A 20,850-nucleotide genomic window follows, 5' to 3' on the forward strand; every position below is an offset into this window, starting at 1 on the left:
CTTTCGTGAGAGGGGCGGGGTGCCGCGCACCCCCGCCCCAGGGTATGGGGGCCGCCGCGGCAATGTCTGTTCAAAGTCGTTTCGATGCCACACACGAGCCTATAGCACGTGCATTCGATTTACGGTGTCCGCCAGCCGGGTTCACCCGAAGGTGTGGCCGGACGGCGGACCACTGACGCAAAGGCGCCGGTGGCCCGGCACGCAAGCGCCGGACAGCCTGCTGCACGGTGGTTCCGACCGCCTGGCGGCGCCGTGCCGAAGACCTGCTCACGGATGCACCGGACGGCAGAGCCCACCGCGTCATTCACCGTACTGCCGGGGTCTGACAACGCCCGGTCCCGAACCGCTCGCACAGCTTTTGACCTGCACGTATCCGGTCGAATCCAGGAACCCGGCGGGCGCCGGGCACGCACCGCCCCGATCCGGACGCCCCCCTCCCACAACACCGTGACCGCCCGATCCCTTCCGCCGTGGCGCGTACCCCGGCACTCGTGCGCTCCCGGCTGGCGACGCGCGCCGACTCCCGCCGGCCCGATGGCAGCGCTAGCTTCGGTTCATGACCGACATCGCACAGGAATTCGCGTACGACGCGGCAGCCGTCCACGCCGCCACCGACCGCCTGCTGGTCTCCGTCGGCAAGCTCGACGACGAGGCCGTCGGCGAGCCCTCCCTCCTGCCCGACTGGACCCGCGGCCATGTGCTCGCGCACCTCGCCCGCAACGCCGACGCGCTCGTCAACCTCCTCACGTGGGCGCGTACGGGCACACCCACGCCCATGTACGCCTCCCCCGCCGCCCGCGACGCCGACATCGAGCGGGACGCCGACCGCCCGCTGACGGCCCACCTGGAGGACCTGCGGTCCGCCGCCGAGCGCTGGGAGGCGGCCTGCTCGGCCCTCGGCCCCGAGCGTCTGGCGTACGAGGTGGAGATGCGGAACGGCGTCGTCGAGCGGGCCGGGCGGCTGCCCTTCCGCCGCCTCGCCGAGGTCGAGCTGCACCACGTGGACCTCGGCGTCGGCTACACCGTCGACCACCTGGCCCCGGAGTACCTGGACGCCGAGCTGGCCTTCCTCGCGGAGCGGCGGCTGAAGGGCCACGCCGAGGTCGCCGCGCTGGAGCTGCGCGCGGACGACGGCCGGAGCTGGCGGACCGGCCGCGCGGACGGCATTCCGCTCACCGTCAGCGGCTCCCCGGCCGCGCTCGTCGGCTGGCTCACCGGCCGCACCGCGGGCGCCGGCCTCTCCACCGACGGCGAGGCAGCGCTGCCGACGCTGCCGGACCGCTGATCCCGGCACCGCGCCGGGCGCGGCCGCACGGGCCGTACGCACCCGCTGCTTCCCCGGGCCCGGCCAGTAGGCTGCGGGCATGGCGTACACCGGAGCAGTCAAGGTCGGCGGACCCGCCGACGTACACGAGCTGACCGACCTGATCATCTCCAAGATCGCGGTCGGTCCGATGAACAACAACGCCTACCTGCTGCGCTGTCGCGCAACCGATGCGCAGGTGCTGATCGACGCCGCGGCGGAGCCGGACACGCTCCTCGGGCTGATCGGCGAGGGCGGCATCTCCTCGGTCGTCACCACGCACCAGCACGGCGACCACTGGGGAGCGCTCGGCGAGGTCGTCGAGCGGACCGGCGCGCGGACCTTCGCCGGCCGCTACGACGCCGAGGGCATTCCCGTACCGACGGACGTGCTGGTCGACGACGGCGACACGATCAGCGTCGGACGGGTCACGCTCACCGCCCGTCATCTGAAGGGGCACACGCCCGGCAGCATCGCCCTGGTCTACGACGACCCGCACGGCCACCCGCACCTCTTCACCGGCGACTGCCTCTTCCCCGGCGGGGTCGGCAACACCCACGGCGACGCCGCGCACTTCGCCAGCCTCATCGACGACGTGGAGAGCAAGCTCTTCGCTCAGCTGGCGGACGAGACCTGGGTCTACCCGGGCCACGGCGCGGACACCACCCTCGGCGCCGAGCGCCCGCACCTCGCGGAGTGGCGCGAGCGCGGCTGGTAGAGCCGGCCAGAACGACGACGCGCGGTGTGCGGGCTGGTGCCCGCACACCGCGCGTGTGCGTTCGGCGTCAGGCGCCTATCGACTTCTTCTCGTCGTCCTGCGTACCGGCGGCCGCCTCGGCCTCCGCCTGCTTCTTCGAGGCCCGCAGGCTGGTGATCGTCGTAATGATCAGCACGGCGCAGATGACGCCCAGCGAGACCGGGATGCTGATCTCCGGGACGTGCACCCCCGACTCGTGCAGTGCGTGCAGCACCAGCTTCACGCCGATGAAGCCCAGGATGACCGACAGGCCGTACGAGAGGTGGACCAGCTTCTTCAGCAGTCCGCCGATGAGGAAGTACAGCTGCCGCAGACCCATCAGGGCGAAGGCGTTGGCGGTGAACACGATGTACGGGTCCTGGGTGAGACCGAAGATCGCGGGGATCGAGTCCAGCGCGAAGAGGACGTCGGTGGTGCCGATCGCCAGCATGACGATCAGCATCGGCGTCATCAGGCGCTTGCCGTTCTCCACGATGAACAGCTTCGTGCCGTGGTACTTGTCGGTCGACGGGAAGCGCCGCTCGACCATCTTCAGGAAGCGGTTCTCCTCGAACTCCTCGTCCTGCTCCTCGGCCCGCGCCTCCTGGATGAGCTTCCAGGCCGTCCAGATGAGGAAGGCGCCGAAGATGTAGAAGACCCAGGAGAAGTTGGCGATGATCGCCGCGCCGGCGCCGATGAAGACGGCGCGCAGTACGAGCGCGATCAGCACGCCGATCATCAGCACCCGTTGCTGGTATATCGACGGCACCGCGAACTTCGCCATGATCAGGACGAAGACGAAGAGGTTGTCGACGCTCAGCGACTTCTCGGTGATGAAGCCGGCGAAGAACTCACCGGCCGGCTGTCCGCCGGAGAACAGGAGAAGCCCGAGCCCGAAGAGGGCGGCGAGCGCGATCCACACGCCGGTCCAGATACCGGCTTCCTTGATCGATACGTCGTGCGGTTTGCGGCCGCCGATGAAGAAGTCGGCGGCGATGAGGGCACACAGACCGAGAATGGTCAGCAGCCACATGGTCAGGGAAACGTCCACTGCACTCCTCCGGCAGGTTCGTAACAACACCACAGCGTCGTCGCTGCCGGAGGTCTCTTCCGCCCCGAGATCGCGCGCTGTGCTCCGCGACACCGAATGGGCCGACGCCCCGGGATCTCCATTCGATCCGTGATGACGGGTACGCCGCAGCAGGGAATACTCCCCTCCGCACCATCGAGAGTAAAGGAACCCCATGGATAAGTAAAGAGATATGCAAAACTGCAGGTCGTAGCGGGTCCATGGGGAACGTCCCGCCTTCCTCTCGACATGCCGGTAGGCGCACGGGCCACGCCCGTACGCCTACCGTTCTGCCCGTTTCCCCGCCTACTTCAGCCCTGCCTCCCTCATCTGGCGCAGCTCCTTCTTGAGCTCCCCCACCTCGTCGCGCAGCCGGGCGGCGACCTCGAACTGCAGCTCCGCCGCTGCGGCCCGCATCCGCTCCGTCATTTCCTCGATCATCTCGGCGAGCTCGGCGGCGGGCCGGTCGGTCGGCGTGACGGCGGCCTTCTTCTTGCCGCTCTTGCCGCCCTTCTCCGCCGCGCCGCCCAGGTCGGGCACCGGCGCCTTGCCCTTGCCGTCGGCGCCCTTGCGATAGCCCGTACCGAGCAGCTCCTGGGTGTCGACCTCCTCGCGCGCGATCGTCGCGACGATGTCGTTGATCTTCTTACGGAGCGGCTGCGGGTCGATGCCGTGCTCCTTGTTGTACGCGAGCTGCTTCTCGCGGCGCCGGTTGGTCTCGTCAATGGCCTTGGCCATCGCCGGGGTGACCTTGTCGGCGTACATGTGCACCTGGCCGGAGACGTTGCGCGCCGCACGGCCGATCGTCTGGATCAGGGACGTGCCCGACCGCAGGAAGCCTTCCTTGTCGGCGTCGAGGATCGCCACCAGGGAGACCTCGGGCAGGTCCAGGCCCTCCCGGAGGAGGTTGATGCCGACCAGGACGTCGTACTCGCCGGCCCGCAGCTCGCGCAGCAGCTCCACGCGGCGCAGGGTGTCCACGTCGCTGTGGAGGTAGCGCACCTGGATGCCGAGCTCCAGGAAGTAGTCCGTGAGGTCCTCGGCCATCTTCTTGGTGAGCGTGGTGACCAGGACGCGCTCGTCCTTCTCGGTGCGCGTACGGATCTCGTGGACCAGGTCGTCGATCTGCCCTTCGGTGGGCTTGACCACGACCTCGGGGTCGACCAGCCCGGTCGGGCGGATGATCTGCTCCACATGGCCGTCGCCCCGCGAGAGCTCGTACTGGCCCGGCGTCGCGGAGAGGTAGACGGCCTGCCCGATCCGCTCCTGGAACTCCTCCCACTTCAGCGGGCGGTTGTCCAGCGCCGAGGGCAGCCGGAAACCGTGGTCGACCAGGGTCCGCTTACGGGAGGCGTCGCCCTCGTACATGGCACCGATCTGCGGCACGGTGACGTGCGACTCGTCGATGACCAGCAGGAAGTCCTCGGGGAAGTAGTCGAGGAGGGTGTTCGGCGCGGTGCCCGGCTCACGGCCGTCGATGTGCAGCGAGTAGTTCTCGATGCCGGAGCAGGTGCCGATCTGGCGCATCATCTCGATGTCGTACGTCGTACGCATCCGGAGCCGCTGGGCCTCCAGCAGCTTGCCCTGCTTCTCCATCTTGGCGAGCTGGTCGGCGAGCTCGGCCTCGATGCCGGCGATGGCCTTCTCCATGCGCTCGGGGCCCGCCACGTAGTGGCTCGCGGGGAAGACGTACAGCTGCTGGTCGTCGCTGATGACCTCGCCGGTGAGCGGATGGAGCGTCGACAGCGCCTCGATCTCGTCGCCGAACATCTCGATGCGGACGGCGAGCTCCTCGTAGACCGGGAAGATCTCGATGGTGTCGCCGCGCACCCGGAAGGTGCCGCGCGTGAAGGACACGTCGTTGCGCGTGTACTGGATGTCGACGAAGCGGCGCAGCAGCTGGTCGCGGTCGATCTCCTCGCCGACCTTCAGGGGGACCATCCGGTCGACGTACTCCTGGGGCGTGCCCAGGCCGTAGATGCAGGACACGGACGAGACCACGATCACGTCCCGCCGGGTGAGCAGCGAATTGGTCGCGGAGTGGCGCAGCCGCTCGACCTCTTCGTTGATCGAGGAGTCCTTCTCGATGTACGTGTCGGACTGCGGGACGTACGCCTCGGGCTGGTAGTAGTCGTAGTACGAGACGAAGTACTCGACGGCGTTGTTCGGCAGCAGCTCGCGGAATTCGTTGGCGAGCTGGGCCGCGAGGGTCTTGTTGGGCGCCATGACGAGGGTCGGGCGCTGCAGCTTCTCGATCATCCACGCGGTCGTCGCCGACTTGCCGGTGCCGGTCGCGCCCAGCAGGACGACGTCCTTCTCACCGCCGCGGATGCGCTGCTCCAGCTCGGCGATGGCCGTGGGCTGGTCGCCGCTGGGCTGATACGGGCTGACGACCTCGAAAGGCGCCACCGTGCGTTCGATGTGGGAAACGGGCCGCATGTCACCCACCGTACGGCCCGCCACTGACAACCGGGGGCCGTGACGCCGGTGACGACGGACCGGAAGCCCCCGGACACCCCGCGTCACGGCGCTTGCTCCCGCCTCCACGGACCGGCCACCACCTCCGGCCCCTATTCGAGACAACGGCGGCACGTAAGGAACGAACCAGCCAAACCCGCCGATCGATGAAAAGGCGACGATCTGCCACCAGGCGCCGTCGAACGCAGGTCAACCGGCGGTTTCCCGGCTCCGGCCAGGACTCCCGTTGCGCGGTCACGCCACACGAATCCACCCCGGACGGTCCCAAACCCAGGACACACGACACTTCTCGTTCAATTTATGTCCATCCCTGACCTATCTTCCAGTACACCCCCGCTGGGAACCTGCCGCCGACCACCCCCGCCGACGACGATTCCGAGGAGTCCGTATGCACATTCGGCCTGTTGCCGCCGTTACCGGCGCGCTCGTGGGGCTGACGGCGTTCAGCCTCCCCGCTGCCGCCGCCCAGGCCGCGGACCACCCGCACAGACCGGTCACCGTCGCACACCGAGGGGCTTCGGCGTACGCCCCCGAGAACACCATCGCCGCAGTCGACGCGGCGCGCCGCATGGGCATCGACTGGGTGGAGAACGACGTCCAGCGCACCAAGGACGGCAAGTTGGTCGTCATGCACGACACGACGCTCAACCGCACCACGAACGTCGAGGAGCTGTACCCGAACCGCTCCCCGTGGAAGGTCGCCGACTTCACCCTCGGGGAGATCCGGAAGCTGGACGCCGGAAGCTGGTTCGACGCGAAGTTCAAGGGCCAGCGGGTCCCCACGCTGGAGCGCTACATGGACGCGGTCACCCGCAACCACCAGAAGCTGCTCCTGGAGCTGAAGTCCCCGGAGAGCTACCCGGGCATCGAAGCGCAGACCATCGAGGAGCTGCGGCGCGAGGGCTGGACCGACCGGCAGCACGTGAAGCGCCGGCTGATCATCCAGAGCTTCAACGGTGACTCGGTCAAGAAGGTGCACGAGCTGCGGCCGGACATCAAGACGGGCTTCCTCGGCACCCCGGCCGTCGCCGACCTGCCCAAGTACGCGCAGTTCACCGACCAGATCAACCCCAGCCACAAGACCCTGAGCATGGCGTACGTCTCGGCGGTGCACGCCTTCGAGGGAGCGCACGGGCGTCCGCTGGAGGTCTACACCTGGACCGTCGACGACGCGGCCACGGCGAAGAAGGTCGCGGGCTGGGGCGTGGACGGCATCATCACCAACAAGCCGGACGTCGTCCGGGACGCCGTGAAGAGCGCCGGATTCATGATCCCGGCCGCATAAGGCCCGTACATCGCATCGGGGCCGCAGGCCCCTGCCGTCGGGAGCGGTGGCCGCATCTCCGCTCCCCACGGCACTTGTCGGTGGGCGGCCCTAGGCTGAAGCCGTGACGATTTCCGAGGAACGCGAAATCCCCGCAACGGCGGCTGCCGGAGCGACCGCCGCCGAGCCCACCGGCACGGCCACGACACCCGCGCCCGACGGCGCGCGGACACCGGCCCGGCCTCCCCGCGCATGGGCCTGGCGCATGCTGGACACCCCCATCGGACCGCTCCTGCTCGCCGGGACCGACACGGGCCTGGCCATGGTCGTCTTCCACGCCGACGAACGGGCCCGGGCCAGGTCGCTCGCCCGGCTGCGCGGCGCGTTCGGTCCCGAGCCGGTCGCCGCGATACCGGCGGTGGACACGGCCGCAGCGGAGCTCGTCGCGTACTTCGCCGGTGAGCTGCGGGACTTCACGGTCCCGCTGGACTGGTCGCTGTCCTCGGGGTTCAACGAACGGGTGCTCCGCGAGCTGGCCGCCCACGTCCCGTACGGCACGGTCGTCGGCTATCAGGACCTGGCGGACCGGGTCGGGGAGCGCGGTGCCGCGCGTGCGGTCGGTGTCGCGATGGGTTCCAATCCGCTGCCGGTCGTCGTGCCGTGCCACCGCGTCGTCGAGAGCGGCGGCGGACTGGGCGGCTTCGGCGGTGGCCTGGAGACGAAGCGGCAGCTCCTGGCGCTGGAGGGGGTGCTCCCGCAGCCGCTGTTCTGAGCCGCCCGCCGCGTGCGTCCCGCCCGGCCCCGCCCCTTTCACGAAAGGTCCCGCTCATGCCCCGCCAGGTCGCCCTCCTCCGCGGCATCAATGTCGGAGGGCACAAGAAGTTCCCCATGGCGCAGCAGCGCACGCTCATGGCGGAGCTGGGCTTCCGGGACGTCACCGTCCTCCTCCAGACCGGCAACATCGTCTTCGCCGACCCCGGCACCCCGCCGGAGGAGACGGCCCGCACCCTGGAGGCCGGGTTCGCGGCCGCCCTGGGCTTCGCCGTACCGGTCATGGTCCGCACCCACGACGACATCGCCGCAGCCGTGGCGGCCAACCCGTTCCCGGAGGCCGCGGCGGAGCCAAAGACGCTGCACCTCACGTTCCTGTCGGAGCCGCCCTCCGACACGGCTCCGCTGGACGCCCTGGACGCGGCCGGATACGCGCCCGACACGTTCCGGCTGGTCGGCCGCGACCTGTACCTCTGGTGCCCGGGCGGCATCGGCCGTTCCCAGCTGGCCGCGGCCGTCACCGCGGAGAGCGTCAAGCTGGGCGTCACGGCCACCGCCCGCAACTGGAACACCGTCCTCAAGATCCTGGCGGCGGCCGACGGCGGGTGAGACTCACGGCGGGTGAGGCGGTCGGCGGCTGAGACCGACGGCGGCTGAGCCCCACGGCCCTCCGCCGCCGACCGCCGGGGACCTCGACAGCACCGGCTGCTGCGCCCGCCCAGCCGTATGCGCTCAGCGCCAGCCGTACCGCTCCCGCAGCCGGTTCACGACCAGGTTGAAGCGGCCGCGGTCCAGCGCGCAGGCCTCGCGCCGCATCCCCTCCGGATGCACCCGCAGCACCCTGTCCAGGTCGACCCACGAGGGCCGTCCGGCGCGGTCCCAGGGCCCGGCGCCGATCGCCACCCACTCGTGGTCGTCGTGCCGCTTGCTGGACAGCTGCACGGCGAGCAGCGTGCCCGCCGGCTCCCGGGCGACGACCAGCACGGGCCGGTCCTTGCCGCGCCCGTCGTTCTCCTCGTACGGCACCCAGGTCCACACGATCTCGCCGGGGTCCGGATCGCCGTCGTGGTCCGGCGCGTACACCGTCCTGACCGCGCCGACCGTCCGCGGGTGCGCCTCCGCGGTCGCCGTCCGCCCGGCACTGCCCGGCAGCACCGCCTGTTCGCCCAGTTCATCCATTGCCATGGGCTTCACGGTATCGGCCAGTGGATCAAGGAAGAGTGAGGGCTGAGGGGGCCCTCGGGCTCGGGCGGCGGTCACCAGGAGGCGCGGGCTCGGGCACCGGCCGCGGGGAGGCACGGGCTCGGGCGGCGGTTACGGGAAGGCGCGGGCTCGTACGCCGGGGCCCGTGCGGGCTCACGCTCCGCCGTGCCCGCCGATGCCGCCCCACGCGGGGCGCCGCGGGTCGTCGGCCCGTACGACCACGTCGGCCGCTTCCCGGGGCGCGACCTCCGCCTCGTACCGTTCGAAGGCGGGCAGCGTCCACCGCTCGCTCTCCTCCGTACGCCGCTTCAGCGCGCCCTCGGACAGCCCCAGATGCACGGTCAGGTCGAACGGGAACCACTGTCCGAGCAGCAGCGGGCCGTGCAGCAGCAGGACGCCGCCGGGCGGCAGCCGGACGTACGGGCTGCGCGTCGCCCGGTCGCGCTCGGGGTCCCACAGGTCCGGGAGGACGCGGCCGCTGCCCCCGGGCTCCAGCGGGTTGAACACCTCCCGCCACAACGCCTGCCGGTCGAACCACTCGTCGTAGTACGCGTCCGGGTCGTGCCGCCCGTACTCCAGCCGCAGCGACGCCGGCCGCAGGAATCCATGGGCGCTGTTCGTCTGCACGGACCGGCCGCGCAGCCGCAGCGCGTCGGTGAGCCGCCCGGCCAGCTCACCGGGGCGCGCCGCCGGGGCCGCGTCGATGCCCACGCGCAGCCACGGGCTGCCGTCGTGCGCCGTCCTGCCCGCCACCTCTTCCGCGAGCGCTTCGGTCAGCCGTTCCCATGTGATCGCTTCCAGCCGCACCCCGCCATTCTGCAGGAGCGGCCGGCCGGGAGGGCACGTCGTTGACCTCCCGGCCCGCTTAGTTGATCATGACGTGGGGGTCTCTCCGGCCGCACGGACAGCCGGCCGGAGGGCTCCCACCCTCCCTGCACTCACCCGTCCACGCCTCCGCACCCTCCACACCTTCACTCCGGCGCGTTCTCCAGCAGCCGCCGGGCCACGGCGAGCGGATCGGCGGGCTTCCGGAGCGGCGCCCGGCTGCGATGGGTCGGCGCGCGTTCGACGACGGTCGTGCCGGTCTCGGCTTCGAGGGCCGGGGCGTAACCGGCCGCCCGCAGCGCCTCCAGAGTGGGGCCGGGCTCCCGAGCACTGACCAGCACGGTCGGCGCGATGGCCCGCAGTCCCAGGTCACGCAGCGCCCGGTGGGCGGTCAGTTCGGCCACGAGGGCGGTGTCGTCGGAACGGATGCAGCAGCCGGCGCGTACGACCCGTACGCGCCCGTGCGTGCGCGCCGTGTCCTTGATCAGGTACGTGAGCGGATGCGGCAGGGGCCCCGTGGCGGACACCGCGGTGAGCTCCTCGATCAGCGCGTCCGCCGTGCTGCCCGCGTCCAGTGCCCGCCGGACGGAAGCGCCGCTGAAGCGCCACGCGGTGGCGCTGTCCTCGGACTCGCGGTCGGCGGCGAGCGCGAGCAGCCCGGACAGCGCGGTGGAGGGCGGGCCGGGCACGACGGCCGTCAGGTCCCCCTGGAAGAGGGCCTGTTCGAGCGGGGGCGGGAGCAGCGACCGCAGGGCCGCGCGCAACGGGCCCGGGTCGACGTCCGTCTCCGTACGCAGCAGGGCCCGGCCGAGCGGGGTGAGCGTCCCGTAAGCGACGAGCCCGAGGAAGGCGGCCTCGTCGAGGGTGTGGGCGGCGCGTTCCAGGATCAGCGGCTCGTCGGCGACGGCCAGCGGGCGGTGCCAGGCCGTGACCGCGACCAGTGGCCTCAGCGCCTCCAGCGACGGGGCGTCCGGCACCGGAATCGGCACGCCGGGCCCGCCCTCGGTGGCGCAGGTGACGAGCGCGGCGAGCAGTCCGTGGCGCAGGGCGGGTGCCCGGCGGTCGTCGCCACGTTCCAGAGCCGTCGGGGTCTCCCCGAACGGCGTCCACGTCGCGATCGCCCAGTGCCCGGTCCACGCGGTGAGGACGGGCAGCAACCGCTCGCCGGGCGGCAGCGCGAGCCAGTCGTCGTAACCGGCGGTGGGCAGCGCCACGGTCCCGGTGGGCGTGCGGGTCAGCGCGAGCAGATCGGCCGCGAGCAGCAGGTCGAGGAGGAGCCGGGTGCGCGGCTCGGAGGTGCCGGCCGCCTTCGCCAGCCGCTTGATCTCCCGTACGGCGGGCCCGCCCGACTTGCGCAGCGCCGCCGGCTGCACAGCCAGCGCCGCGAGCAGCCGCTCCGACGCCGCGGCGAGCCCGGCAGCCGCGGCCTGCGACTCCCCGGCCAGCACGCGCTCCTCCACCGGCGCAGGACGCGCTCCCGCACCCGCACCCGCACCCGAGCCTGCGGCCGCCTCCGCTGCCCCGTCACCACCCGTGCAAGCGTTCGCCTCGTAGTGGGGCGCAGCCTCGAAGGCACCCAGCTCATGCCCGCCGATCAACTGCGCCGTACGTGGCGGCACCACGACCCGGCCGTCCTCCGTCGGCGCGGCGAGCGCCACCTCGTACAGCCCCTCCAGCGCCGCCCCGATGGCCTCCCGGTCCGCGTCGCCCCCGTGCCCGGCCGCCGCCAACGCCGCGTACACGTCCGCCACCGGCACCGGCTCCGCCGCGAGGTCAGGGAAGGCCAGGCGGTGCGCCATGAGGGACTGGTAACCGGCCCCCGGCTCGGGCGCGGCCGGCCCGTGCGCGTCCTCCCGGGCCCGCTCCTGACTGAGCCGCGCGGTCACGGCCAGCACGTGCAGCCCCGGCTTGTCGAGCCCGAGCACCACTTGGTGGAGCGTCTCGTACGACCACAGAGCGGCAGCCAGCTCCCGGAGCCGCCCCGGAGCCGGCCGACGCGACAACGGCTCGGCATGCCGGGCAAGAAGCACAGCAAGCCCCTCGGGCGTCCGCCGCGCCAGGGCACTGGTGAGTGTGTCTAGGCCTTCCACGGGGTGACTCTAATGGGCGGTGAACGGTGACCCGAAAAACCCTATTCCGTCGCGAGCAGCGGGGTGAGGGCGCCCACGGGGTCGGCGTCTGCGCGCCCGGTGGGCCACCAGTCCTCCGTCCCGGGGTCGGATTCGTACGGGTACCAGCGGCCGTCGCGGCCGAAGCGGAGCTGTATGCCGCGGTCGGCGTCCGTGAGGTGGTTGTGCCGGGGCCGCAGCGTGGGGAGGTCCGCTGCCGTCAGGGCGCTGCGGGCGCGGTCGAAGTCACCGGCCGGCGGTTCCCATGTCGACTCCAGGAGGTCGAGGCCTTCGGGGCCGCCCTGCCGCCAGGCGGCCACGGCCCGCGCGACATCGTTCACCGGCCGTCCGGTGGCCTCGGCTACACCGCGGTAGATCTCCCGGGTGCTGGCGGTCAGCCCGGAAGTGGGATGCGCCCCGGCGACCAGCCGGATCGCGTCCTCCCACAGCGTACGGGCGGGGAACGGCGTGGGTCCGTCCTCCCGCGAGGTGGAACCGGTCTGCCTCGAGGTGGCGACGGCAGCCTGCGCGGCGGCAAGGCAGGCGCGGGCCCGGGCGGCGGCGTCGGCGGCCAGCAGTTCGACGGCGGCCGGATCGATGGCGGGGTCGTCAGCCGTCGGCAGCACCGGAGGCCGGCCGGTGTGCTCCGGTACGGACAACGGGGGCGGCAGCGGCGGAAGTTCCCGTGCGTGCAGCGCGGCGCGAGCCGGGACCGCGGGAAGCGTCGCGCGGGCCGCTCGTTCGGTGTCGGCGCTGTGCGTGGCGTTGCGTCGCGACAACTCGTCGAGCAGCTCACGCTCGCCGCGTCCGCGCATGAGGAGCAGCACGAACGGGTCGGCGTCCAGCAAGCGCGCGGCCTGGAAGCACAGCGCCGCGGCGTGCTTGCAGGGATGCCCGCGGTCGGGGCACGAACAGCGGGGTACGAGGTCTCCCGGGCCCGGCAGCAACCGTACGCCCGCCTCGTCCCCGCGCTCGGCCAGCGCGCGCGGCAGTGTTCTGCCCAGCAGCGCCGCGAGGTGAGCGGGCCGGGCGGCAACGCCGTCGAGGAAGGCTTCCCACGCGGCGTCCGGGAAGGGCCGCAAGCGGAGTTCGGCCCGGTAGGGGTAGGGCCGGCTGCCCGTCACGGGCGCGGAGATGCGCCCGGGGGCCACGGTGATCCGGCCCACGTGCCCGCCGCTCGCGTAGTCCCGTCCCCTTCCGAGCCGCGCCGTGTCGAGCGCCGTGCTCTCCAGCGCGTCGAGCCACGCCCGGCCCCACCAGGTCTCGGCGAACTCCTCCCCGTCCGCACCGCCGACCGCCACCGCGGGAAACACCCGGGCCCGCCCGGCAACCCGACCCGCCGCCGCGGCTTCCTCCTCCGCGGCGCGCGCAGCGCCTCGTTCGCCTTCGCCTGCGCCTGCGCCTCCCAGGGCGTCCCCTACGTGCCCGAGGCCCTGTTGCGCGGGCCTCGGAGCCGGTTGTGACGCCCGCCGCGTGGACTTCGAGGCCAGTGCCTGGGCCTGGGTCTGGGCCTGGGCCTGGGCCTGCTGTCGTCGTGCCTGTCGCCGCTCGTCGGCCGCGTCGGCAGGTGCCGGTCCAGAAGCTGGCCAATGGGCGGCCGGACGGTGGTGGCGGACTTCCTCGACTTCCTCGACTTCCTCGGAACGGCTCTCCTCGGCATGCGACTCGGAGGGGTGCTCTTTCGCGTTCGCCGCGGCGGGGTGGCTTCCCTTCGTACTGCGGGTGACCCCCGTACCGAAGGACTGCCGTTCCTGCTCTTCGGTGCCGGGGTGCCTGTCCCCGGGAGACCCCTCACCGGCGGGATCCGCTCCGGAGCTCGTCTCGCGCCCCCAGCCCTCATGGCCTCGGCCCTCGTCGTCACGAGCCTCACGGCCGCGGCCCTCATCGGTACGTTTCCTGGTCCGCCCAGGGCGGGTCACCGCTTGGCGGGCTCGTTCCGCGGCTGCGCTCCGGCGCACGGCCGTCTGCTCCGCGCCGTTCTCGGCGGCCTCCGCGTCCTGCTGCGGCTCCCGGGCCGGCGGCCGGGAGGCTTCTTCCCGGGCGCACCTCGCTTCGGGGGCTGCCCGCTTCAACGCTTGCCGGGCTTCCTCCGCTGCGCGGCTCCGGCCCGTGCCCGCTTCGCCGCTGGTTCCAGCCGACAACAGCCCGGCGCCCGTTTCGCCCTCAGCCTTCGGAACCGCTTCCGCTGCCTCGCGGGCGGCGCTCCGCGGCCCCTCCCCCGTACGCCGCACCGCCCGTCGCGCGCGCTCGGCAGCCTCGCTCCGCCGCCCGGCTCCGGACGCCCGCCCACTGCCGCTCCCCCCGGCCGCGTCAGCCACCTTCGCCGCACCGGCCGCATCGGTCTGCTGCGTACGGTCGTCCCCCGCGGGCGGCTCGCCCGCACCACGGCCGGTGCCGTCCTCTTCGCGCGCGGCGCCGTCCGGTTCGGGGGCAGGGTCTTCGTCCGGCCCCGGCCGCCCCTCGGCCTCCCGGGCACGGACAGCCTCCGCCGCGGCCTCACGGGCCCGCGCCATGGCCCGTCCGCGCTCCAGTTCCCGTCGGACCTTCTCCAGTCCCTCGCCCATGGCCGCCGACGCAGGCTCCTCCTCGTGCGCGTCGTACTGCCCCTGCGCGTCACCCTGTCCGTGCACGTCGCCCTGTCCGTGCTCGTCGTGGTCGTGACCGCTCATGCCGTCCTCCTCAGCGTGACGAGGTCGGCGAGCTCCGCGTCGGTGAGTTCGGTCAGTGCCGCCTCGCCTCCGGTGAGCACGGCCTCGGCCAAGGAACGCTTCGCGGTGAGCAGTTCGGCGATCCGGTCCTCCACCGTGCCCTCCGTGACCAGCCGGTGTACCTGGACGGGCTGCGTCTGCCCGATCCGGTAGGCGCGGTCCGTCGCCTGCTCCTCCACGGCCGGGTTCCACCAGCGGTCGTAATGGATCACATGGCCGGCCCGGGTGAGGTTCAGGCCCGTACCCGCCGCCTTCAACGACAGCAGGAAGACCGGCACCTCCCCGGCCTGGAAGCGGTCGACCATCACCTCCCGCTGGACGACCGGCGTTCCGCCGTGCAGCAGCTGCGTGGGGACGCCACGGGCACCGAGGTGCTCTTCGAGGAGGCGCGCCATCTCCACGTACTGCGTGAAGATCAGCACCGAACCGTCCTCCGCGAGGATGGTGTCCAGCAGTTCGTCGAGCAGTTCGAGCTTTCCGGAGCGCGTGGTGAGACCCGGCGCCGTCTCCTTCAGGTACTGCGCAGGATGGTTGCAGATCTGCTTGAGCACGGTGAGCAGCCTCATCACCAGCCCGCGCCGCGCCATGCCGTCGGCCGCCTCGATGCGCGCGAGCGTCTCGCGGACCGCCGCTTCGTACAGCGCCACCTGCTCGCGGCCGAGTGGCACCGGGTGGTCGGTCTCCGTCTTCGGCGGCAGTTCGGGTGCGATGCCCGGGTCGGATTTCTTCCGCCGGAGGATGAAGGGCCGGACGAGCCGGGCGAGGCGTTCCGCGGCACCCGGCACCTCACCGCCTTCGATGTCGCGGGCATGCAGCGCCCGGAAGGACTTGAGCGGCCCGAGCAGTCCCGGGGTGGTCCAGTCGAGCAGCGCCCACAGCTCGGAGAGGTTGTTCTCCACGGGGGTGCCCGTGAGGGCCACTCGTGCGGGCGCCTTGATCGTGCGCAGTGCCTTGGCCGTGGACGACTGCGGGTTCTTCACGTGCTGCGCCTCGTCGGCGACGACCAGCCCCCAGGAACACTCGGCCAGCCTCTTCGCGCTGCTGCGCATCGTGCCGTACGTGGTGAGGACGAAGCCGCCCTTCTGGAGGTCTGCCAGGCTGCGGCCCGTGCCGTGGAAACGCCGTACGGGCACGCCGGGCGCGAACCGTTCGATCTCCCGCTGCCAGTTCCCGAGCAGCGAGGCCGGGCAGACCACGAGGGTCGGGTCGGGGTGGTCGCGGTGAAGGTGCAGGGCGATGGTGGTGACGGTCTTGCCCAGCCCCATGTCGTCGGCGAGACAGCCGCCGAGCCCGAGGGCGGTCATGCGGTCCAGCCACGCCAGGCCGCGGAGCTGGTAGTCCCGGAGGGTGGCCTGGAGCCCGGCGGGCTTCTCCAGGGGCGCGACGTCGGTGGTGAGGCGCGTGCGCAGGCCGGCGAGAGCTCCGAGCGGTACGACCTCGACGCGTTCCCCGTCGACGTCGGTCTCGCCGGCGAGCGTCACGGCGAGCGCTTCGGTCGGATCGAGGTACCCCAGCTCGCGCTTACGCGCCTTGCGTACGAGTGCGGGATCCACCAGCACCCACTGGTCGCGCAGCCGTACGAGGGGGCGGTGCGCCTCGGCGAGCACGTTCATCTCCGCGTCGCTCAAGGGGACTCCGCCGAGGGCCAGCTGCCATTCGAAGCTCAGCAGGCGCTCGGCGTCGAAGAATCCGAACCCGTCGGCCGCCGACCCCGGCGCCGGCCGGAGAACAGCGTTCGCGGTCAGCCCCCGGGCCAGCTCCTTCGGCCAGTGGACGGCGACCCCCGCGGCCTTCAGGCGCGGCGCGGCGTCCCCCAGCAGTTCGTACAGCTCTTCTTCGTCGAGCGACAGCACATCGGGCACGTCACGGTCGAGCAGCCGGCCGAGCGGGGGCCAGACGCGAGCCGCCCTGCGCAGGGCGAGCAGCGTGTCCACCTGCGCGCGCGGCCCGAATCCGTCGGGCGCCTCCCCTTTCCACAGCTGCCGGGCGTCGGCAACCAGCGTCGGATCAGTGAGGTGGCTGACCTGCAGCACAGCAGCGGCGGCCCCGGCCCTGCCACTTGTCTCCGCCGTTTCCCGCGCCGCTGTCTCCGCTTCCGATGTCTCCTGCGCCTGCCGCGTCTGCGACGTCGGTGGTGCCTGCGTCGTTGACGGCGTCGGTGGTGCCTGCGACGTTGACGGCGTCGGCGGCATCTCCGGTGTTTCTGCCTCCGCCGACATGTCGAACAGTTCGTGCGCTGCCAGATCCAGGCGCAGGGAGATCCGTACCCCGCTGTCCACACCCGCCGCGACCTCCGCGGCCCAGTCCCGCGCTCCGGGCAGCCGCTGCGGCTCCGAGGCGGCGAACGGGGCACCTGCCACGTCCGCCGCTGCCGGCGTGCGCGGCAGGGCGTCGACGACGGCATCGATGAAGGCACGGACCAGTGCGTTCGGTGCATGCAGTTGGAGGGGCCTGCTGTCCGGCACGGGGACGGCGTACGCCTCCACAGGCATGGCTGCGGCGATCGCCCGCACCTGCGCGGCGTCCTCGGCGTCCAGCGGGCCGGCTCGCCAGGCGTCCACATCACCGGAGGTGAGCCCCGGGAGCATCCGACCGCGCGCCGCGAGATGCAGCGCCTGCAGGGCCGCAGCGCCCCAGCAGGCGGAAGCGGGATGCGCGGCCGGGTCGTGACGTGCCCGGACGAGCAGCGGCAGGGCGTCGGCGACGGTCAGCCGCAGCGCGGGGACCGTACGGCTACGGACGGAGTTGCCGTGCCGCCGCACGGCCTTCAGCTCCGTCACTTCCGCCGCTTCGACGGACTCGGGCAGCGGCAGACCGTCCGGACTCCAGAAAGCGATCTTCCCGGCCCGCGGCGGCTCGTCGGGCAGGAACACAGCGGCGTACCGAACCGCGCCCGGCGACGCCACGGCCGACGCGGACGACGCGGCGTTGGTCGACCGGGGCTCCCCGGCCCCGTCCCGCGCGCTCGTCTCCCACCGTCTTGCCATGCCGTTCCGTTCGTGTCGTGCTCCGACTCGTGAGTCTACGGTCGCCTCCATTTGATCCCCCCTTGCCTCCGCCGGGCGACCGCGGCGGCGATGCCGCGACCCAGCGTGAAATTCATGGAAGCAGATAGCACTGACAATGCCCGACAATCTCCCCGCCGACGGGTTATCCACAGGCATAAGAGCTGGTCAAGAAATTTTCTCCCACAGCCCACCGCGATCCGCTAACGTTCCCCCGTCGATAACTCTCCGTAGTTTTCGGAGTGCGGCGAGCAGCCTTCAGCGCCCCGGCCGAAGCCTGCTCGCCGCCGATGACCGTCCCAACCGATCACCCGGGAGCAGACACATGTCCGACCGGCCCCGCGCACTCACCACCGCGCCCCGCACCCTGACCCCCTCCCCTGTGCCCGGAACCTCACCCCCGACCCGCACCCCACGCAATCGGAGCCGGCCGCCCGACGCACAGCCCGGCCACCGCCCGGGAGAAGCCACTCCCCACTCCCCCACCGGCGAGCAGCTGGCCGCCGCCGACGCCTTCCACGCGGGCGACCATCTTGCGATCCAGGCCGGAGCGGGCACGGGCAAGACGACCACGCTGGCCATGCTCGCCCGCAGCACTCGCCGCCCCGGCCGATACCTGGCCTTCAACAAAGCCATCGCGCAGGACGCGGCCCGGCGCTTCCCCGCTCACGTCACGTGCAGTACGGCGCATTCCTTGGCGTACGCCGCCGTCGGCCATCGGTTCCAGCGGCGGATGAGCGCACCACGCCAGGCAGGCTGGCGGACCGGCGCCGCTCTGGGCATCGAACCAGGCTTCCGGCTCCGCCTCGGCACACGAACACTGACCAGCAAGGCCCTCTCGTACACGGTCCTGGGCACCGTCGCCGGCTACTGCCGCTCTGCCGCCCCGGCACTCACCGCCGCTCACGTGCCACAACTCCGTGGTGCCGAGTCGGACGCACTGCACGACCAGTTGGCGCAGATCGTCCTCCCGTACGCCCGCAAGGCATGGGCCGATCTGCAAGATCCCGACCGAGGGGCCGTCCGCTTCGAGCACGATCACTACCTCAAGATGTGGGCGCTGAGCGCACCGGTCATCGAGACGGATTTCTTACTCCTGGACGAAGCCCAGGACACCAACCCCGTGGTCGAGCAGGTCTTCAACGCCCAGCGCTCGCACGCTCAGCTCGTCCTCGTCGGCGACTCCGCCCAGGCCATCTACGGCTGGCGAGGCGCACGTGATGTGATGACCGGGTTCCGCGGCAGACAGCTCACGCTCTCCCGATCCTTCCGGTTCGGGCCCGCGCTGGCAGCGGAAGCGAACCGCTGGCTGGCCGTCGTCGACGCCCCCGTCCGGCTCATCGGATCACGACTGCTCGACACCGAGCTGGCCCCCGCGCCCCGCCCTGATGCGGTGCTCTGCCGGTCCAACGCCGGCGCGATGGCAGAGGTCATGAAGCTGCTGTCGGATGGACGCAGAGTCGCACTGACAGGCGGTGGCGAAGCACTGACAGCACTGGCCCGAGCCGCACATGATCTCCAGCTCGGCAGACGGACAGCCCACCCGGAACTGATGTTGTTCCCGTCCTGGGAGGAGCTGCGGGAGTATGCCACCTCCGACCCGACCGGCCGAGACCTGCTGCCACTGGTCGAACTCCTCGATGAGCACAGCGCCGACAGCGTCCTCCGAGCCCTGCGCTGCCTGTCGAGCGAGGAGACGGCCGAAACCACGGTGTCGACTGCCCACCGCGCGAAGGGGCGGGAGTGGCCGAGCGTGCGCATCGCCGCCGACTTCACAGAGCCGGAAGAGCTGGAAGACACCGACGAGAACGGCGAGCCTTTGCCCGGCCCGGTCGATCTCGCTGAGGCGCGGTTGGCGTACGTGGCGGTCACCCGGGCCCGGGAACGCCTCGACCTCGGCGGACTGTCCTGGATCAACAGCCACCCGGCGGGAGACATCGGAACGGGTGACGTCGGGGCGCTGGCGTCGGGATCATGACGTCTGAACGTGTCTCGGGCGCCCGGACGCTCGGGTGCTCGAAGGCTCGAAGGCGCGAGCACGGACAGTAGCTATCCCCTCCATTCCGGGCCCTCTCACGAGTTATCCACAGGCCGAACCAGAGACGTGACGGATGGCCCCAACCGGAGGATCCTTGACAAGAAGGTTGAGGAGAGCGGAACCGCCAGGACTTGGTAAATCCCTAGTTCAGCGGGCTGGAGCACGCCAAGAAGGGAGAGAGCCGGCCGACCGGAAGCTGCGGTGAGCCGAGATGGGTGAACGGCGACGAGGCGGGGTGAGTGGTGAGGAGAGATGCGCACGGGGAGTGAGCCTGTCGAAGCGCGGAGCGTGCTGAAGACGCGTCGGACGCTCGCGCTGTGGGGGCTGGTCTGGGCGGCCGCCGGAGTGGCCGTCTTCCTGATCGCCGGGCGCTCCGGGTGGGCCGCGGCCTGTGCGGTGCTGGCGGCGCTGGCCGCTACGGACCTTGTGATCGTGTGCCGGCACATACGCCAAGGGCCGCACTACCAGCCCGGCAAGAACATCCCTCCGTACGAACCGGACAGGGGCCGCAACACCGGGTACGGCCCTGGTGGCGGCGACCATGCCCGTGGGGTTGCCGGAGGCCGGGACGACGGCGGTGGCAGCAGCAACGGCGACGGCAACCACAACAGCGATGCTGGTGGCCGCTGAGCAGATGACATATAGGGGCGGAGGGGGAGGCGGGGTGGGGGCGGGGGGGCGGGGCCCCCTCGGAGCAGCGGAGCAAAAGGAGGCCAGAGGCCCCCGCCCCCGACCTCACCCCACCCCCACCCCGCCTTCACACCCCCAGTCCCCCGCTCGCTCCCCCAATCCCTCGCCCCCCCCAGCCCCAGCCCCAGTTCCAGTCCCCCGCTCACTCCCCCAAGTCATCCGGCGGTAGCGGGAATCGTGCTGCTTCGATGAAGTCCGGGCGGGGGTCCAGCGCGGCGGCCAGGCGGAAGTGGCGCAGCGCCTCGTCCGGGCGGTTGGCGCGCTGGAGGGTGCGGCCGAGGGCGAAGTGCGCGAAGGCGTTGTCCGGCTCGCGTTCGAGGACGACCTGAAACTCCAGCTCGGCAGGGCGCAGTTGCGCCGCCAGGAAGAAGGCCCGGGCGCGCAGCAGCCGGGCGGCGGTGTTCTCCGGGTGGGCGGCGATGACCGGGTCCAGAAGCTGAACGGCACCCCGCGGGTCGCGCGCGGCCAGCAGTTGTTCAGCCGCGCGGAAGTCGATGACATGCGTCTCGGGGGTGCGCTCGGTCACGGCCGTCTCCTCTCCGACACGTACAGGCAATTCACCTCGTACGTACGGGCACTCGCCTTGTCCCGGATACGGGCACTCGCTTGTCACACATACGGACATGGGCACCCGCGCCGTACCGGTGGCCGC

At 71.8% G+C, this 20,850-nt stretch carries 15 protein-coding genes; 7 read left to right on the forward strand and 8 right to left on the reverse strand.

The features are described 5' to 3' along the window. The first annotated feature begins 556 nt into the window (after positions 1–556). Together ACZ6WH_RS10015 and ACZ6WH_RS10020 are read left to right on the forward strand one after the other, a co-directional pair. Complete coding sequence (locus ACZ6WH_RS10015) at positions 557–1,285, forward strand: maleylpyruvate isomerase family mycothiol-dependent enzyme (protein ID WP_469727369.1); 729 nt, start codon at positions 557–559, stop codon at positions 1,283–1,285. Positions 1,286–1,364: 79 nt separating this feature from the next. Continuing rightward, the gene (locus ACZ6WH_RS10020) at positions 1,365–2,021 is read left to right on the forward strand and encodes an MBL fold metallo-hydrolase (protein WP_469727371.1); all 657 of its coding nucleotides are present in this window, start codon (positions 1,365–1,367) and stop codon (positions 2,019–2,021) included. 67 nt (positions 2,022–2,088) lie between these two features. Here the strand turns inward: ACZ6WH_RS10020 and ACZ6WH_RS10025 are convergent, their stop codons facing one another. Together ACZ6WH_RS10025 and uvrB are read right to left on the reverse strand one after the other, a co-directional pair. Beyond that, on the reverse strand, positions 2,089–3,090 hold the full coding sequence (locus tag ACZ6WH_RS10025; RefSeq protein WP_469727372.1) for a TerC family protein: 1,002 nt from the start codon (positions 3,088–3,090) through the stop codon (positions 2,089–2,091). Between the two features lie 324 nt (positions 3,091–3,414). Next, complete coding sequence (gene uvrB / locus ACZ6WH_RS10030; protein WP_469727374.1) at positions 3,415–5,547, reverse strand: excinuclease ABC subunit UvrB; 2,133 nt, start codon at positions 5,545–5,547, stop codon at positions 3,415–3,417. A gap of 427 nt (positions 5,548–5,974) precedes the next feature. On the opposite strand from uvrB, the gene ACZ6WH_RS10035 reads away from it, so the two are divergent. The 3 genes from ACZ6WH_RS10035 (at position 5,975) to ACZ6WH_RS10045 (ending at position 8,230) form a co-directional block, all read left to right on the forward strand. Beyond that, a complete protein-coding gene (locus ACZ6WH_RS10035) occupies positions 5,975–6,871 on the forward strand; it encodes a glycerophosphodiester phosphodiesterase (RefSeq protein ID WP_432852857.1) in 897 nt (298 codons plus the stop codon). 244 nt (positions 6,872–7,115) lie between these two features. Further along, entirely contained in the window at positions 7,116–7,622 is a 507-nt protein-coding gene (locus ACZ6WH_RS10040; RefSeq protein WP_361560899.1) for a methylated-DNA--[protein]-cysteine S-methyltransferase, read from the forward strand. Between the two features lie 56 nt (positions 7,623–7,678). Then, complete coding sequence (locus ACZ6WH_RS10045) at positions 7,679–8,230, forward strand: DUF1697 domain-containing protein (RefSeq protein ID WP_469727375.1); 552 nt, start codon at positions 7,679–7,681, stop codon at positions 8,228–8,230. A gap of 123 nt (positions 8,231–8,353) precedes the next feature. Here ACZ6WH_RS10045 and ACZ6WH_RS10050 read toward each other — a convergent pair whose 3' ends face one another. The 5 genes from ACZ6WH_RS10050 to ACZ6WH_RS10070 form a co-directional block, all read right to left on the reverse strand. After that, on the reverse strand, positions 8,354–8,806 hold the full coding sequence (locus ACZ6WH_RS10050; protein WP_432852862.1) for a type II toxin-antitoxin system PemK/MazF family toxin: 453 nt from the start codon (positions 8,804–8,806) through the stop codon (positions 8,354–8,356). Positions 8,807–8,977: 171 nt separating this feature from the next. Then, a complete protein-coding gene (locus tag ACZ6WH_RS10055; protein WP_469727377.1) occupies positions 8,978–9,631 on the reverse strand; it encodes a nucleoside/nucleotide kinase family protein in 654 nt (217 codons plus the stop codon). Positions 9,632–9,795: 164 nt separating this feature from the next. Further along, on the reverse strand, positions 9,796–11,577 hold the full coding sequence (locus ACZ6WH_RS10060) for a helicase-associated domain-containing protein (protein WP_469727378.1): 1,782 nt from the start codon (positions 11,575–11,577) through the stop codon (positions 9,796–9,798). 203 nt (positions 11,578–11,780) lie between these two features. Next, positions 11,781–13,058, reverse strand: coding sequence for an SWIM zinc finger family protein (locus ACZ6WH_RS10065; RefSeq protein WP_469727380.1), 1,278 nt, complete (start codon positions 13,056–13,058; stop codon positions 11,781–11,783). A gap of 1,364 nt (positions 13,059–14,422) precedes the next feature. Further along, positions 14,423–17,452 carry a DEAD/DEAH box helicase gene (locus tag ACZ6WH_RS10070; RefSeq protein ID WP_469727381.1) on the reverse strand — a complete coding sequence of 1,010 codons (3,030 nt, stop codon included), beginning with the start codon at positions 17,450–17,452 and terminating at the stop codon, positions 14,423–14,425. A 343-nt stretch (positions 17,453–17,795) separates the two neighbouring features. Between ACZ6WH_RS10070 and ACZ6WH_RS10075 the strand changes: the two genes are divergently transcribed. After that, complete coding sequence (locus ACZ6WH_RS10075; protein WP_469727383.1) at positions 17,796–19,448, forward strand: UvrD-helicase domain-containing protein; 1,653 nt, start codon at positions 17,796–17,798, stop codon at positions 19,446–19,448. A 312-nt stretch (positions 19,449–19,760) separates the two neighbouring features. Next, positions 19,761–20,138 carry a DUF6343 family protein gene (locus tag ACZ6WH_RS10080; RefSeq protein WP_469727385.1) on the forward strand — a complete coding sequence of 126 codons (378 nt, stop codon included), beginning with the start codon at positions 19,761–19,763 and terminating at the stop codon, positions 20,136–20,138. A 202-nt stretch (positions 20,139–20,340) separates the two neighbouring features. Here ACZ6WH_RS10080 and ACZ6WH_RS10085 read toward each other — a convergent pair whose 3' ends face one another. Next, entirely contained in the window at positions 20,341–20,724 is a 384-nt protein-coding gene (locus tag ACZ6WH_RS10085; RefSeq protein WP_361560364.1) for a tetratricopeptide repeat protein, read from the reverse strand. Between the last annotated feature and the right edge of the window lie 126 nt (positions 20,725–20,850).

Source organism: Streptomyces sp. NPDC050806, from assembly GCF_055586425.1.